14 protein-coding genes are annotated in these 14,519 nt (G+C 33.0%); 5 read left to right on the top strand and 9 right to left on the bottom strand.

Annotation, left to right across the window (positions count from 1 at the left end):
• Positions 1-20: 20 nt before the first annotated feature.
• The gene (locus tag B8T70_RS12260; protein WP_086895027.1) at positions 21-1,280 is read left to right on the top strand and encodes a BamA/TamA family outer membrane protein; all 1,260 of its coding nucleotides are present in this window, start codon (positions 21-23) and stop codon (positions 1,278-1,280) included.
• A gap of 300 nt (positions 1,281-1,580) precedes the next feature.
• Here B8T70_RS12260 and B8T70_RS12255 read toward each other — a convergent pair whose 3' ends face one another.
• Positions 1,581-1,889, bottom strand: coding sequence for a hypothetical protein (locus B8T70_RS12255; protein WP_039115724.1), 309 nt, complete (start codon positions 1,887-1,889; stop codon positions 1,581-1,583).
• A 164-nt stretch (positions 1,890-2,053) separates the two neighbouring features.
• Here B8T70_RS12255 and B8T70_RS12250 point away from each other — a divergent pair, with 164 nt between their 5' ends.
• Positions 2,054-2,626 carry a Crp/Fnr family transcriptional regulator gene (locus B8T70_RS12250; RefSeq protein ID WP_086895026.1) on the top strand — a complete coding sequence of 191 codons (573 nt, stop codon included), beginning with the start codon at positions 2,054-2,056 and terminating at the stop codon, positions 2,624-2,626.
• Positions 2,627-2,687: 61 nt separating this feature from the next.
• Positions 2,688-3,476, top strand: a complete 789-nt coding sequence (locus tag B8T70_RS12245) for an SDR family oxidoreductase (protein WP_086895025.1) — start codon at positions 2,688-2,690, stop codon at positions 3,474-3,476.
• Positions 3,477-3,638: 162 nt separating this feature from the next.
• Here the strand turns inward: B8T70_RS12245 and B8T70_RS12240 are convergent, their stop codons facing one another.
• The gene (locus B8T70_RS12240) at positions 3,639-4,391 is read right to left on the bottom strand and encodes a porin family protein (RefSeq protein WP_039115845.1); all 753 of its coding nucleotides are present in this window, start codon (positions 4,389-4,391) and stop codon (positions 3,639-3,641) included.
• A 194-nt stretch (positions 4,392-4,585) separates the two neighbouring features.
• Here B8T70_RS12240 and B8T70_RS12235 point away from each other — a divergent pair, with 194 nt between their 5' ends.
• Positions 4,586-6,844: an acyl-CoA dehydrogenase gene (locus B8T70_RS12235; protein WP_086895024.1), complete on the top strand. Its 2,259-nt coding sequence runs from the start codon at positions 4,586-4,588 to the stop codon at positions 6,842-6,844.
• Between the two features lie 337 nt (positions 6,845-7,181).
• On the opposite strand, the gene B8T70_RS12230 is transcribed toward B8T70_RS12235, so the two are convergent.
• The 4 genes from B8T70_RS12230 to B8T70_RS12215 form a co-directional block, all read right to left on the bottom strand.
• Entirely contained in the window at positions 7,182-7,550 is a 369-nt protein-coding gene (locus B8T70_RS12230; RefSeq protein WP_039119473.1) for a nuclear transport factor 2 family protein, read from the bottom strand.
• A complete protein-coding gene (locus B8T70_RS12225; RefSeq protein WP_039115715.1) occupies positions 7,543-8,028 on the bottom strand; it encodes a thioesterase family protein in 486 nt (161 codons plus the stop codon). The genes B8T70_RS12230 and B8T70_RS12225 overlap by 8 nt, the downstream gene beginning before the upstream one ends.
• Before the next feature lie 52 nt (positions 8,029-8,080).
• On the bottom strand, positions 8,081-8,662 hold the full coding sequence (locus tag B8T70_RS12220; RefSeq protein WP_086895023.1) for a TetR/AcrR family transcriptional regulator: 582 nt from the start codon (positions 8,660-8,662) through the stop codon (positions 8,081-8,083).
• 612 nt (positions 8,663-9,274) lie between these two features.
• Positions 9,275-10,696 (bottom strand): PLP-dependent aminotransferase family protein, encoded by a 1,422-nt coding sequence (locus B8T70_RS12215; RefSeq protein WP_086895022.1) that lies wholly within the window; start codon positions 10,694-10,696, stop codon positions 9,275-9,277.
• A gap of 105 nt (positions 10,697-10,801) precedes the next feature.
• On the opposite strand from B8T70_RS12215, the gene B8T70_RS12210 reads away from it, so the two are divergent.
• Positions 10,802-11,716 carry an EamA family transporter gene (locus B8T70_RS12210; RefSeq protein WP_086895021.1) on the top strand — a complete coding sequence of 305 codons (915 nt, stop codon included), beginning with the start codon at positions 10,802-10,804 and terminating at the stop codon, positions 11,714-11,716.
• A 1-nt stretch (position 11,717) separates the two neighbouring features.
• Here B8T70_RS12210 and B8T70_RS12205 read toward each other — a convergent pair whose 3' ends face one another.
• The 3 genes from B8T70_RS12205 to B8T70_RS12195 all read right to left on the bottom strand — a co-directional run bounded on the left by B8T70_RS12205 (position 11,718) and on the right by B8T70_RS12195 (position 14,361).
• Positions 11,718-12,188 carry a DoxX family protein gene (locus tag B8T70_RS12205; protein WP_242667468.1) on the bottom strand — a complete coding sequence of 157 codons (471 nt, stop codon included), beginning with the start codon at positions 12,186-12,188 and terminating at the stop codon, positions 11,718-11,720.
• Complete coding sequence (locus tag B8T70_RS12200; RefSeq protein WP_086895020.1) at positions 12,178-13,458, bottom strand: acetyl-CoA C-acetyltransferase; 1,281 nt, start codon at positions 13,456-13,458, stop codon at positions 12,178-12,180. Before B8T70_RS12200 ends, B8T70_RS12205 begins: the two co-directional genes overlap by 11 nt.
• A gap of 165 nt (positions 13,459-13,623) precedes the next feature.
• On the bottom strand, positions 13,624-14,361 hold the full coding sequence (locus B8T70_RS12195) for a DsbA family oxidoreductase (protein ID WP_242667467.1): 738 nt from the start codon (positions 14,359-14,361) through the stop codon (positions 13,624-13,626).
• Between the last annotated feature and the right edge of the window lie 158 nt (positions 14,362-14,519).

The following is a 14,519-nucleotide window of genomic DNA, read 5'->3' as shown; positions in this document are numbered from 1 at the left end:
GAACAAAATGATATTTGTAGATGAATATACTCTTTAGAAAGAAAAAATACTTCACTAAAGCGACAATAATATTGTTGGTTATATTCATGCAAAATAGTACGATTGCACAAAACGAAAAAGCAACTTGCGAACCTAAAACATTCTTTGACCTATTCAAAAAGAAAGATACACTGAAGGATCAAAAACCTGCTAAAAACAGTTTTTTTCTCGTTATTCCTGTAATTGGTTCGCAACCAGCTACAGGATTTATGTTTGGGGGAGTTGCCCAATATACATTTAAAGGAAAAGAAATTGAGGATAAGTATTCGATTATAAATTTGGGAGTAACGTACACTACAAAAAAGCAATTACTTATTAATGCAAAGAATAGTGTTTTATTAAAAGGCAATAAAATATACCTAAACGGAGATTATAGATTGTATGTTTTTTCTCAGCCAAATTACGGATTAGGAACCTCAATTATTCCGGGTAATAATCAAGATGCAGATTTTGATATTGATGCGTTGGCTCAGCCTATGGATTATAATTATTTTAAATTCCATCAGGCGATGTCATGGGAAGTAAAAAAGAATTTTTATGTAGGAGCAGGAATCGATATTGATTGGTACGCTTCGATAAAAGATTACAACCTGGATGTTGCCAACGGGCAATATACCTATCATTACAATTATAGTCAGGAAAATGGATTTAACGATTTAGAATATTTTGTAAATGGTTTTAGTCTAAATCTCGTGTATGATTCCAGAGACAATCAGGTAAATGCAACGCATGGAATATTTGCGAATTTTAATTATCGAATAAATCCGGATCTATTCAATAATCAGCGAAATAGTAATGTATTATATACGGAATACAGACAATTTATTCCGCTAAGTAAAACAAACGAACGTTATATCTTAGCATTTTGGGCATATGGGCAGTTTGTAACAAGCGGAAAAGTTCCTTACCTTAATTTACCCGCAATAGGATGGGATCAGCGTAGTAGGAGCGGAGAAGGGTATACACAAGGATTATTTAGAGGATCCAACTTAGTATATTTATCTACAGAGTTTAGATTTCCTATAACTTGCAATCAAATGTTTAGTGGTACTGTGTTTACAAATTTTACAACAGCGAGTAATTCAGATACCAACGAAAAACTTTTTCAATACGTACAGCCAGCAATAGGAGTTGGTTTACGTATTTTAATAGATAAAGCAACCCGCACAAACCTTATTGTTGATTATGCTTGGGGACGAAGCTCAAAAGGATTCTATCTTAATGCAGGAGAAACTTTTTAATTGATAACTAACAAATGATAATTGATAGTTGACAATTGATAATTTAGAATTGCTCAGAAACTTATAGCCCATGGTTTCAACCGTGTGATATAGATTGAGATAATATATTGCGCTCCAACGCTTGAAACCGTTGGCAATGTTTATAACATGTTATTTGCAATTGCTATCTCTCTGTGCTAGTGCGAGCGTCCCGCCATAAGTGTTCGAAACCTTAGTACCTCAGAACCTCTGCAACTTTGTACCTTAAGAGAGAAACCTTAGTGCCTCAGAACCTTTGCACCTCTGCACCTTAGAAAAAACCTATTTTATCTTCACAGGAATCGGACCGCCACTAGAAACATAACCACCGCCAACTTTATCAATATTTACATCGACCTTATTGTTTACATTAACGTTTAAACTTGGAGCGCAGGATTTAATATTTACATCAATAGTCCCATTTGCATTTACAGGAACTAATCCATAATTTTTTGTAGCTAGTACATTAAGATTATCGTTTTTCTCAACAGCATATGCTTTCGGAATAATGTCTACATTTTGTAACGTTAAAATAGTCAGACATACTGCAATTACAGTTAATATGAATTTAGTATAAAAATCTGTTTTCATAATTTTAGGGTTTAATTATTTAGAGATACTAATATATTCTATTTTTTTAGAGTAAAAGTAACCTTTGTCCCTTTGCACCTTAAAAAAACCTTTGCACCTTTAATAATCTTTTAACTCAGAAAGAGTTTGTAGCTTTGCAGGAACTTATAAAACCAATGTAATTCATGTACACAAAACTACTTGAGCTTGTAGCAGAGATTATTGCTATCGATAATTCAGATGTTATATTGGTCGAAAATTTCTTTGAGCCAGTAAGTTGTAGTAAAGGAGAAATTTTAGAAAATGAGAGTAAGGTAGCTCGGTATTTATATTTTATCAACTCGGGTTTTATTAGAGTTTTTTATAACCAGAATGGCAATCAAATTACAACACATATTAATTGTCCTTCGGGATTTATTACTTCTTTTAATAGTTTTGTAACTGGAATTCCTGCTGTAGATAATATCGAATGTATAACTGCGTGCGAAGTATTACGAATTACAAAAAAGGATTTTGATGTATTATGCAATAAAAGCCAAAAGTGGGCAGATTTTGCTAGAATCATTTACGAAAAATCTTTAATTTATAATGAACAAAGAACCAATGACATTGTTGCTTTATCAGCAGAACAGCGTTATCTAAAAATAGTAAAAGATAATCCAGCTATGATCCAAAATGTTCCACTACAATATATAGCGTCGTTTATAGGAATTAAACCAGAGAGTTTAAGCCGAATTAGGAAACAGATAATTTCCTAACATACGTTAAGTAGATTGCTTTGGTTATTACTGAATTTTGTATCAGATAATAATTAAAGAAATGAAAACACTAAAAAACAAAACCGCACTTATTACCGGAGCTTCATCTGGTATTGGCGAAGCATTTGCTTATGAATTAGCAAAGCAAGGAGCAAATCTTATCATAACAGCCAGATCAGAAGATAAACTACAAATTCTAGCTCATAAAATTTCAAAAGAACATAACGTGCAAGTGACTGTATTTACTGGTGATCTTTTGCAAAAAGACACTCCGCAGAAATTGTATAATCAAATAAAACAAGCTCGATTGTCGGTAGATTTATTGGTAAATAATGCAGGATTTGGTAAATGGGTAAATTTTCTTGACGAAAGTATGGAAGATTATGACGAAATGATTGAAATTAATATTAATGCTCTTGTAAAATTATGTCATCTCGTATTACCAGATATGCTGAAAAAAGGGGATTGCGGAATCATAAATGTAGCTTCGACTGGAGCATTACAACCATGTCCTTATGTTGCAACATATTGTGCAAGTAAATCATTTGTATTGGATTTCTCAGAGGCATTATATGGCGAATATTCTAAAAGAGGAGTAACGATTACAGCACTTTGCCCAGGGAATACTACTACAGGATTTCAATCAGTCGCAAAAGCAAATACTAAAGGAATGGCTGCAGATACTCCAGAAACAGTTGCCAAACAAGGAATCTCGGCATTATTAAAAAACAAAAGCTTTAAAATAGTTGGTACTACAAACTATTTACAATCATTTTTGCCAAGATTGTTACCTAGAAAAGCAGTGATTAATATTGTTAGCAAAATGATGAATGCTAAAGTAAATGGATAAATTCTAAAGCTAATATCAAATTGTTTTTCGCCGCAAATTGCGCCAATTTTCACGAATCAGTTCGTGATAATTGGTGCAATTAGTGTTTGATTTTATTCATATTATAAAATATAAAGAACAATTTAATTTACACAATTAATTACATTTTGTATTTCACCAAAATCATTTAGATTGAATGCCATTTTTTTCTTCGAGTGCTTTTTTCTCAGCGGCTCTTTTGGCAGCTTTACCTTTTCCTATTGGGAATGCAGCCGTTAAATAAAGAGAACGATTGTATTGGTTAGGTCCATCTCCTTTCATTACAGGAACCAAACCATAATAATATTGCATTCCAACATTTATACCATTTCCTGCAGTTATACGATATCCTAAACCAAGGGCGACACCAGCATCTATGACACGTACCTGATCTTTAATATCGTTTTTGTAGATTACGTTATCACCGTCAATTTTGTTTCTAAATCTATCAAAAGCTTTACTTAATAGTCCAAATTGAGGGCCAGCTTTGACATAAATATTGTTGTCAAATTTATATTTAATTAAAATCGGCACATTAAAATAACGAATTTCTCTATCTACATATCCACCTTCAAAAGTATTATCTAAGGTTTCGTTTTCTAAAGAATACACTGGTATACCATGAGCTCCCATTGGAGATTTTACAATAACTCCAGTATTTACCATCCAGTTTAGACTTTTTTTCAAATGAATATCAAAATAAAAACCAAGGTTAAACCCGATGTTCGAACCAGTCGTTTCCTGATTAGAAATGGTTGATAAATTAACACCACCTTCCAGACCAAACTCAAGAAAAGGAGAGTTTAGTTTGTCTCCAAACACCATAGAAATTAAAACTTGAGAATAAGAGGTAGATACGAAAAAGAATGTAATAAGTAATAGAATACTTTTTTTCATAAAATCTTTGTTGAAGTTTAAAATAGTACTGAGCATCACCTGATTAACGAAGATACAAAATAAACTATTTCTCACACAGAATTATTTCTTTAACATTTCATATAAATCACTAAATAAAATTAATTATGACATCCTTAACGCACTTTAGTTAACAAAATTCTTTAATTTAACAAAAGTTAAAAATTAAGATTGCTATGGAAAACTCAAGACTCAAATCCTTTATACCTCTTTTTCACCTTGTTTGGTCGGATGATCTTTTAACCCAAAAAGAGTTCGTTACGTTGCAAGAATTTATTCGCTCACAAAACTGGCTTACCAAAGAAGAGCGAGAAGAATTACTTTCTAAAATAGATATTTCGGTACCACCATCAAGAGAACAACTTACTAGTTGGAAACTAGAAATAGAGAAAAGTATTCAGGATAAACAGTCCGTTAAATCCATATACGATATTGTTGTTGCCCTTTCGGGAGATGATAAAAATCTTAAAGAGCTAGAACCTGTTTTTACAAAATTAGAAAATGATCTTGGAGTTTTTGGACAGGAAGCCATTGGTACTTTCAAAAAAACAGCAACTTCTCTGACTTCAAATTATAAAACAGAAAGCAGTTTTGACTCAACCAAACTAACAGAGATTCTGGATGGAGAACAAGCAACAATTATAAAAAGAGTAAAATCGGTTATTAGTAAACCTGAATTTGCTTATGAAACTTCTACAGATATTAATGTGTATCGTGCAAAAGTATATGATTGGTGTAAAATCCTTGCCAAAGAAAATTTTGGTAATATGGCGTATCCAAAGCAATATGGCGGAGGAGAAAATATAGCTGATTATTTTGCTATTATGGAAACCCTGAGTTATCACGATTTAAGCTTGGTAATAAAATTTGGTGTACAATTTGGACTTTGGGGAATGAGTGTACAATCGTTAGGAACAGAAAAACATTACAGTAAATATTTAAAAGATATAGGTTCACTCAGATTACCTGGTTGTTTTGCCATGACCGAAACACATCATGGTTCGAATGTAAAAGGGCTTGAAACTACAGCTACTTACAATCACGACGATCAAACATTTACAATTCATACGCCGAACAAAAACGCACAAAAAGAATATATTGGTAATGCAGCTGTACACGGACAAATGGCAACTGTATTTGCAAAACTAATTATAAATGATGTTGATTATGGTGTAAACGCATTTGTAGTGCCTTTAAGAGACACAAACGGTACAAATATAAAAGGTGTTACAATTGGAGATTGCGGACATAAAATGGGATTGAATGGGGTGGATAATGGAACAATAAGTTTTGATAATGTGATTATCCCAAAAGAGAATATGCTGGATAGATTTGCTTCGGTAAATGAAAAGGGAGAATTCGAAAGTCCGATTCCGAGTGATAATCGTCGTTTTTTTACCATGCTAGGAACATTAGTTGGTGGACGTATCGGAATTCCGCGTTCGGCATTGGCTGCAGCCAAATCTGGACTGGCAATAACAATTAGATATAGTGATCAACGCCGACAATTTGGACCAGAAGGAGGTTCGGAAGTTCCGATTTTAAATTATCGTATGCATCAACGCCGTTTGATTCCGCAACTAGCAAAAACCTATGCAGTACATTTTGCTTTGCAATACCTTACGAATCGATTCCTGAATAAGAAAGATTCCGAAATGCAGGAAATTGAAGCACTTGCAGCAGGAATGAAATCATACTCAACTTGGAGCACAAGAGATATTTTGCAAGAATGTCGTGAAGCTTGTGGAGGGAAAGGATATTTATCTGAAAATAGAATTGATGCCTTAAAAAATGATACTGAAATTTACACCACTTTTGAAGGTGATAATACAGTTTTAATGCAATTGGTTGCAAAAAATCGCTTATCTGAATTCAGAAAATCATTTGGCGAAATGGGAGCACTGGGAATCGTAAATTATGTTTTTGAAAATGCAAAAACGGCTATTTCTGAAAAAAATCCAATTGCCACCAGAAAAACAGAAGATGCTCATTTGCTTGACAATGAATTTCATTTATTCGCTTTTCAGCATAGAGAAAAAACGACTTTAGCATCTGCTGCAAAGCGAATAAAAAAACTTATCGACAGCGGACTCGAACCTTATGATGCGTTTAATGTGGTGCAACATCAAATGATAGATGTCGCTCAGGCATACTTGGAACGAATCGTTTTGGAGCAGTTTCAAATTGCTATTGAAACAGTTAAAGATACAAACGTTAAAGAGATTCTATCTAAATTATGCCATTTGTATGCACTCGCTCAAATCGAAAAAAATAAAGGTTGGTATCTTGAAGATGGATATATGGAAGCGGTAAAAACGAAAGCAATCCGTAAAATGGTTAACCAGCTTTGTTGGGATATAAGACCTGATGCTGTTGCTTTGGTAAATGCATTTGATATTCCCGAAAGTTGTCTTGCTGCACCAATCTTAAGGTAATTAATAATTATCAGTTGTTAATTATTAATTTATAAAGTTGTGTATAATTACAAACAAATTAAACACAATTTTGTCACCCAAAGCGGAGTCGAAGGGTCAACGCAAGGAACTCGACAATCTTGTCACCCTGAGGCACGAAGGGTCTCCGTAAGAAACTAACACAATTTTGTCACCCTGAACGGAGTCGAAGGGCGCATAATCTGATGCTATTTTGAAATGATAAGTTTGTGATGAACGGTAAGAAAAAAACAAACCATTAAGAGATTAAGAACTTAACTTTTCTTAATCTTTTAATGGTTTAAATAAATCGTATCAAAATTTATGTTTAGTAAAACTGTTAAACAGGGATGAATTGTTTTGGATCATAAAAAAACTGTTCCTTCTTTATGAGTTCTCCTTCCCAGTTTTGACGCGTCATTTCTTCGATTTCCGTAGAAGTTCCATCTTTCCATTCAAATTTGAAATACCATTGAATGACTACAAAATCACCATTGATAAAAACAGGACGAATACATTTAGAAACTAATGATTTTACTCTCAAAAGTACATTTTTCTCATTGGCAACAAGAAAATCTCTACCAACACGAGGTTCCGCTTGGTTTTCTTGCATAGATGCATCTTCGGTATAAAATCTTTCGATCGCTTTATCATGCTCGTTGGCTTCTACCATCGAGATAAATTGCTCTACAGTTTCTAATTTAGGCATGTTCTTTCAGCTTTTTTATTATTTCCATATAGCGATTTTCAAAAACAGTTTGTTCTACAGGAACTACAACTGCTTGGAATAAACGCATTAAATCATCAGCATGATTTGCTACTTTTTTTGTTTGAAAACTGTAATGAATAAATTTAATCCAAAGAACAGCTTTTAGTTCCGTTTCATCTTCGTTCCACATTTTCATTTCTACCAATAATACGTTATCAGTATATTGAATTAATTGCGAATCTATAACAACAGTTTCCATTGTAAATGCTGGTCTCATGTAGCTTATTTGGTTAGATGCAACCACCCAACTTAAAGCTGATGTTTTCATGAGTTTAAAGATATCTAATCCATAATGCTCAGCGATTTGGTCTTCGCGGGCATTAATAAAATATTCTAGATATTTTGAGTTGTTTAAATGATTGAATGGGTCACAATCCTGAAATCTGATTTTTCTTTTTGTCTTTAATACTTTTTCCATTTTCTTTTAAATTACACTACATACCAATTGGTATATAGGGAGTTAATTTTTTTTACTTTTTAATAGTTTCTATTATTATGTTATCAATACAATCCATTGCATTGTTTATGTAGGTTTCGTCATTATGGGTAAACGATAAAAGCGAACTTCCCTCGATTAGAGATAAAATTATCTGAGCATATTTTTTTACATCAATATTTGGGGTAATTTCATTCAACTCAATTCCTTCGTTTAGAATATCAGTTAATCCATAAATAAACTTTTGAGATAGTTTTTCGGCTGCTTTAAATAATAACGGATTAACAAATTTTGTATCAATTCCAACTCTTAGCATAGGGCAGCCACCTCTGTCTTTTACCAGATCATAATAACTACGATGATAATTGGTTATTGTGTACAATTTATTAATACTGCCTTCTGTGGTAGCAATTAGTTTAAATAATGGTATTATAGCTACACTTACATTAAGTTGGAATGCCTTTAGAGCCAAATCTTCTTTATTTGCAAAATTACAATAAATTGCTCCTTTTGTCAGTCCAGTTGCATTAGTAATATCTGATAAACTTGTACCAATATATCCCTGTTTGTTAAAAATAGGAGCAACTTTATCTAGTATAAATTCCGAAGTATTCATGGGGCTGATTGATTTTCGAATAAATTACGGAACAAAAATAATAAATAAATACCAATCGGTATGTGGAGGATTAATTTTTTTAATAAAAGTTTTAGAAATATTATTTTAGGTGCTGTTTACTAGCAAGTATTGCCTACAAAGGAACACGGATGATACTGATTTGCTAAAGCAAAGACGCGGATAAAAACGGATTTTTAAAATCTTTGCAGTTAAATTTTTGCTACAGTTTTTTTCACCATTAAGAGATAAAGAAAAGTTAAGTTTAATTTTTAAGGATAATTAATGTTTTGACTGTTAGGATTTTAGATTGTAAACCAAGGTCGTAAGAACTTTAGTTTTACACAAAACAACCCCAAACTTGTCTTTTCGAGGAACGAGAAATCTCCACGAGTAGCTCGACAATTTAAGAAAAAACTGAGAGTTAGTTTCTTGCGAAGATTTCTCGTTCCTCGAAAAGACAATATTGAGGAATTTCTTTTTACTGTTAATTCTTACCACAGTTTTCACCATTAAGAAATAAAGAAAAATTAAGTTCAATTCTTAATGATACTTAATGTCTTAATGGTTAAATCTTCTCCCACAGTTTGCAAACTTTACGGTTAATATTTTAATCTACATTTTACTAACCAACATACCCAATGTTTGTATAGATTGTCGTAGTTCATTACTCCATGGTAACCCAAAACTTAATCGCATGCAGTTACAAAATTGATCCTGAAAAGTAAAAATTCTTCCCGGTGCAATGCTAATATTATGTTTCATGGCTATTTGATAAAACACGGCAGTATCGATTTTTTTATCTAATTCTAACCAAAGAAAAAATCCTCCTTGTGGCTGACTAACTTTGGTTCCTGCAGGGAAAGATTCCAGAATGGTATTGATATAATTGATACTATTGTGATGTAAAATTTGGCGTATTTTTCGAAGATGATTTTCATACCTTCCATTTTTGAGGAAATCAGCAACTACTTCGTGTGTAATAGTGGTAGCAGATACGGTATGATAAAGCTTGGTACGTAATATTTCTTTTTTAAACTTTCCAGGCGAAACCCATCCTACACGATAACCAGGAGCAAGAGATTTAGATACAGAGTTGCAACAAAGTACGATTCCGCTTTCGTCATAAGTTTTACAATTGGTTGGTCTGCTAGTTCCAAAATACATATCACCATAAATATCATCCTCAATAAGCGGTACATTATAGTGCTCCATTAATCGAACCACTTCTTTTTTATGCTCCACAGGCATCATGCTTCCTGATGGATTGCTAAAGTTGCTCATTAATAAACAAAGGGTAATTTTTTTGGTTATAAGTGCTTTTTTCAGAGCGTCAAGTTCTATTCCTGTTGTCATGTTAGTAGGCAATTCCATTATATATAAACCCAATGATTTTGCCAGTTGTAAGATTCCAAAATAAACAGGACTTTCTGTAATAATAGTATCACCAGGTTTAGTCAATGTCATTAAACAATGCGATATAGCTCCTATGCAACCAGATGTTGTAATTACATCATCTTCGGTTAATGTGCCTCCCCAGGTAAATGACCATCTGGCAATTTCTTTCCTTAGATTAAGATTTCCTTGTAATTCATCATAGCAAGTACCACTATTAGGTGATTGTCGCATGGCTTGAATCATTCCTTTATTTAATTTAGTAATAGGAAGAAGTTCATTAGATGGAAATCCTAAAGAAAGCATAGTTACATTTTTATCCATCATACTGCCATAAACAAGGTCTATTAAATCTTCCCGTTCGATATTGGCACAACTTATTATCGGGCTACTTGGTGTAGGTTCAGCAATTGCTCTTGCCGAAATGTTGCTTACATAATAGCCAGATTGTGGTCTGGATTCAATAAGAGAACGACTTTCCATTTCGTAATATGCCTTGCTTACTGTACTCATACTGTATCCAGTTTCGGCACAGACTTCTCGTATTGACGGAAGTTTATCGCCAACATTAAAAAGACCTGCTTTTATCTGTTTCTCAATACGATCGGCAAATTGTAAATATAAATAGTTGGTATTTTTCATTTTAAAAATGATAACTGTTGCGCTGCAATTTAATAAAACTGTATCTGTATTGCTATTTTATTTTCTAGAAATTTGCTGTATTACAAAATGTAAATAAAAGTTCCCATGAAAAGCACAAAATATTACTTGGCAGCCATTACGGCATATACAATCTGGGGTTTTTTTAGTCTGGTATTAAAACCAATACATTCTTATGCTTCTTTAGACATTTTGTTCTACCGCGTTTTTAGTTGTAGTATATTATTGTTGCTGATAACTTTTGTTTTTAAACGAAAAAGGGTAAAAGATGCAATCGAAACTTTTAAAGCATTACCACTCTCAAAAAAGCGTAAAACGATTTTATTAAATATTGGTGGAAGTATATTTTTAACAGCCAACTGGTTTACATTTATTTATGTAATGAATCATGTGAGCGTTAAGGCAACATCACTTGCTTACTTAGTTTGCCCAATCTTAACTACATTGTTAGCTTATTTTATTTTGCATGAAAAACTTTCTAAAACGCAATGGATATCAGTAGGATTAAGCGTTACAGGCTGTTTGCTTTTATCGTATGCTAATATCATGGATATGGTTTTTAGTATCGTAATAGGTTTGACTTATGCGAGTTATTTAGTTAGCCAACGTGTAAATATTGGATTTGATAAATTTATCGTACTTACTTTTCATATCACTTTATCGGCATTGTTTTTATTGCCATTTTTCCCTGCATACAGCGGACCAATTCCAACGGAGTTTAACTTTTATCTATGTATCGAAATAATTGCTTTGGGCTTCACTATTTTTCCATTATTGCTAAACTTATTTGCACTTACAGGTCTTAACTCATCTACAGTGGGAATGTTGCTAAATATTAATCCTATGATTGCTTTTGGTTTGGCAACTTTTGTTTATCACGAACAAAGCGGACCGTTGCAAATTTTATCATACGGAATCATTTTTATCTCGGTGCTTGTTTTTAATTCACATCATCTTTTTAAAAACAAACAAAAAGAGATTCCAATGACAAAGTGCAGTTAACTTATAAAACGATTAATTTCATTTTAGATAGTAATTTGTCAATGCTCCAATTATAAACAGGAATTGAAGCTAAAAGCAAAGAAGCTGCACTTGCTGTAAATACCGAATAATTAAATGGCGCTCTATATCCAGCAAAAATAAGCATGCTTAAAGCAAAAGATAACGTTAATGCAAAGCTACCATAAGCAGATAATTTGGTCTTAAAACCAATAATTAGTAGCACACCAAATAAAACCTCTGCCAGCGTTGCAATGATTCCCATTACGTTGGCAATATCATGATTGAGATAAGGCATTAAGGAGTTGGTATAATCTACAAAATTAGCCCAATTTCCCCAACCAACATTTGGTTCTCCCGGAGCGCCAAGCATTCCTAAACGATCCATTACAGGTAATATAAAACCAATTCCTAAAGCCAGTCTTAAGAATATTTGAGCAATTTGTTGAGTATTTTTATTTGTTTTATTTTTCAATAATCATTGTTATTCCTTGTCCGCCAGCTGCACAAATAGATATAAAGCCCCTTCCTGAACCTTTCTCGTTAAGTAGTTTTGCCATTACACCAATTATTCTTCCGCCAGTAGCGGCAAAAGGATGTGCTGCAGCAAGACTACTTCCTTTTACATTAAGTTTATTTCTGTCGATTGCACCAAGAGATTTCTTTAATCCTATTTCTTTGCTGAGTTCAGGGCTTTCCCAAATTTTTAATGATGCTAAAACTTGTGCTGCAAATGCTTCGTGAATTTCATAATAATCAAAATCTTGTAGCGTTAGTCCCGCTTTATCGAGCATTCTGCTTGCAGCAAATAAAGGAGCTAATAAAAGATTCTGTTGGTTTTTTACATATTCGATGGCGGCAACTTCAGCAAAAGTAATATAGGCGAGGATAGGAAGTCCTTGTTCTTTCGCCCATTCTTCACTTGCCAAAAGTATGCAAGACGCACCATCGGTAAGAGGAGTAGAGTTACCAGCCGTAAGTGTTCCATTTACTTTATCAAATGCAGGAGGAAGCTTCGCTAGTTTTTCTATAGTACTATCTCTTCTTAAGTTATTGTCTTTATCAAGTCCTTGAAAAGGAGTAATCATATCATCAAAAAAACCTTCGTCATAAGCCTTTGCCATATTCAAATGACTTTTTAGCGCTAGATTGTCTTGGTCTTCTCTTGAAATTTTATAGTATTTGGCTGTAATTTCAGTATGTCCGCCCATAGAAAGTCCCGTTTGAGATTCTTCGTTTCTAGGAACTAAAGGAGTAAAATCTTTTGGACGAAGTTTAAAAAACTGTTTTATTTTGCCTCCCAATGATTTCTCTTTTCGCGCATCAAGCAATATTTTTCTCAGATTCTCACTTACTGCCATAGGTATATCACTTATAGAGTCAACTCCACCAGCTATTCCAGATTCAATTTGTCCGAGTGCTATTTTATTGGCTATATAAATGGCACTTTCTATTCCTGTATCGCATGCTTGTTGCAAATCGCAAGCGGGAGTAGCAGGATCAAGAGCCGTTTTCATTACACATTCTCTTATAAGATTACTGTCATATGTATGTTTGATAACTGCTCCACCAGCAACTTCACCAAGTAGTTTTCCTTGTAGCTTGTGTTTCTCTATTAATCCGTTAAGAGCAGCAATCATCATATCTTGATTTCCTACTTTTGCGTAAGCAGTATTTGCTCTTGCAAAAGGAATTCTGTTGTATCCTACAATGGCAACTTTTCTTATTTTATCACTATTATTCATATTTAGAATTTTATTTAAATGAAAAGATAAAAGTTGAAGTTTTACTTTAGAAGAATAAATTTAATGAATTAGATTCAAATGCATTGACTTATCTATAAAATAATAAGTCTCCAGCTTTGATTTAAAACTGAAGACTTATTTATATGATTTTTAGCTAAATTGGTTTTACATACAATTTCCATCGGGAGTACAAGACTGGCCATCGATTATATCCAACTTTGTTGCAGGATTATCTTTTCTCCATTCTGTGAATGATTTTTCTAATGTTTGTAAAAATGTTTCAGGAGCTTGTGCGCCATTAATAGCATATTTGCGATTAAAGATAAAAAATGGAACTCCATTTATTCCAAGTTCTTGTGCTTCCTGAACATCACCTTTTACTTTATTGGCATATTGATTATCTGTTAAAGATAGTTTTACATCTTCGGTAGTTAAACCAATATCTTTTCCTAATTCTTCTAAAACTTTTGGATCTCCAAAGTTTTTTCCTTCTGTGAAATAAGCATAAAACAAACGTTCTTCGGCTTGATCACCAAGTCCCTTTGTTTTTGCTAGTTGAATCATTCGGTGTGCGTTGAAAGAGTTTGCAACAACAGCATTATCAAAGTTATATTCTAATCCTGCGTTTTTTGCAGTTTGCACAACTCCTTGGTGCATTCTTACTGAATCCTCGTAGCTAATTCCTTTTCTGTTAGCAAGATATTCGTAAACATTTTCTTTTTTATCAAAATGCTCTGGAATGTTTGGGTCAAGCTGAAAACTTTTCCAAACAATTTCGATGTCTTTATTATCTGTAAATTTGCTAAGAGCCGTTTCATAATTTCGTTTTCCAATGTAGCAAAACGGACACATGATGTCGCTCCAAACTTCTACTTTCATTTTAGGTGTTCCTATTATTTCCATTGTATTTTATTTTAATATTTTGTTTTTTAAGATTAACTGCAAAGAGCGCAAGGGTTTACAATCAGTGTCCAAAAAGTTTAACCATTAAGGCATTAAGTTTCATTAAGGATTAAACTTAATTTTTCTTTATTACTTAATGGTAAAATCTGTTTTTATCC

It is taken from the genome of Flavobacterium sp. AJR, from assembly GCF_002156885.1.
Classification (GTDB): domain Bacteria; phylum Bacteroidota; class Bacteroidia; order Flavobacteriales; family Flavobacteriaceae; genus Flavobacterium.
This window is presented reverse-complemented; position numbering and strand designations above follow the sequence as displayed.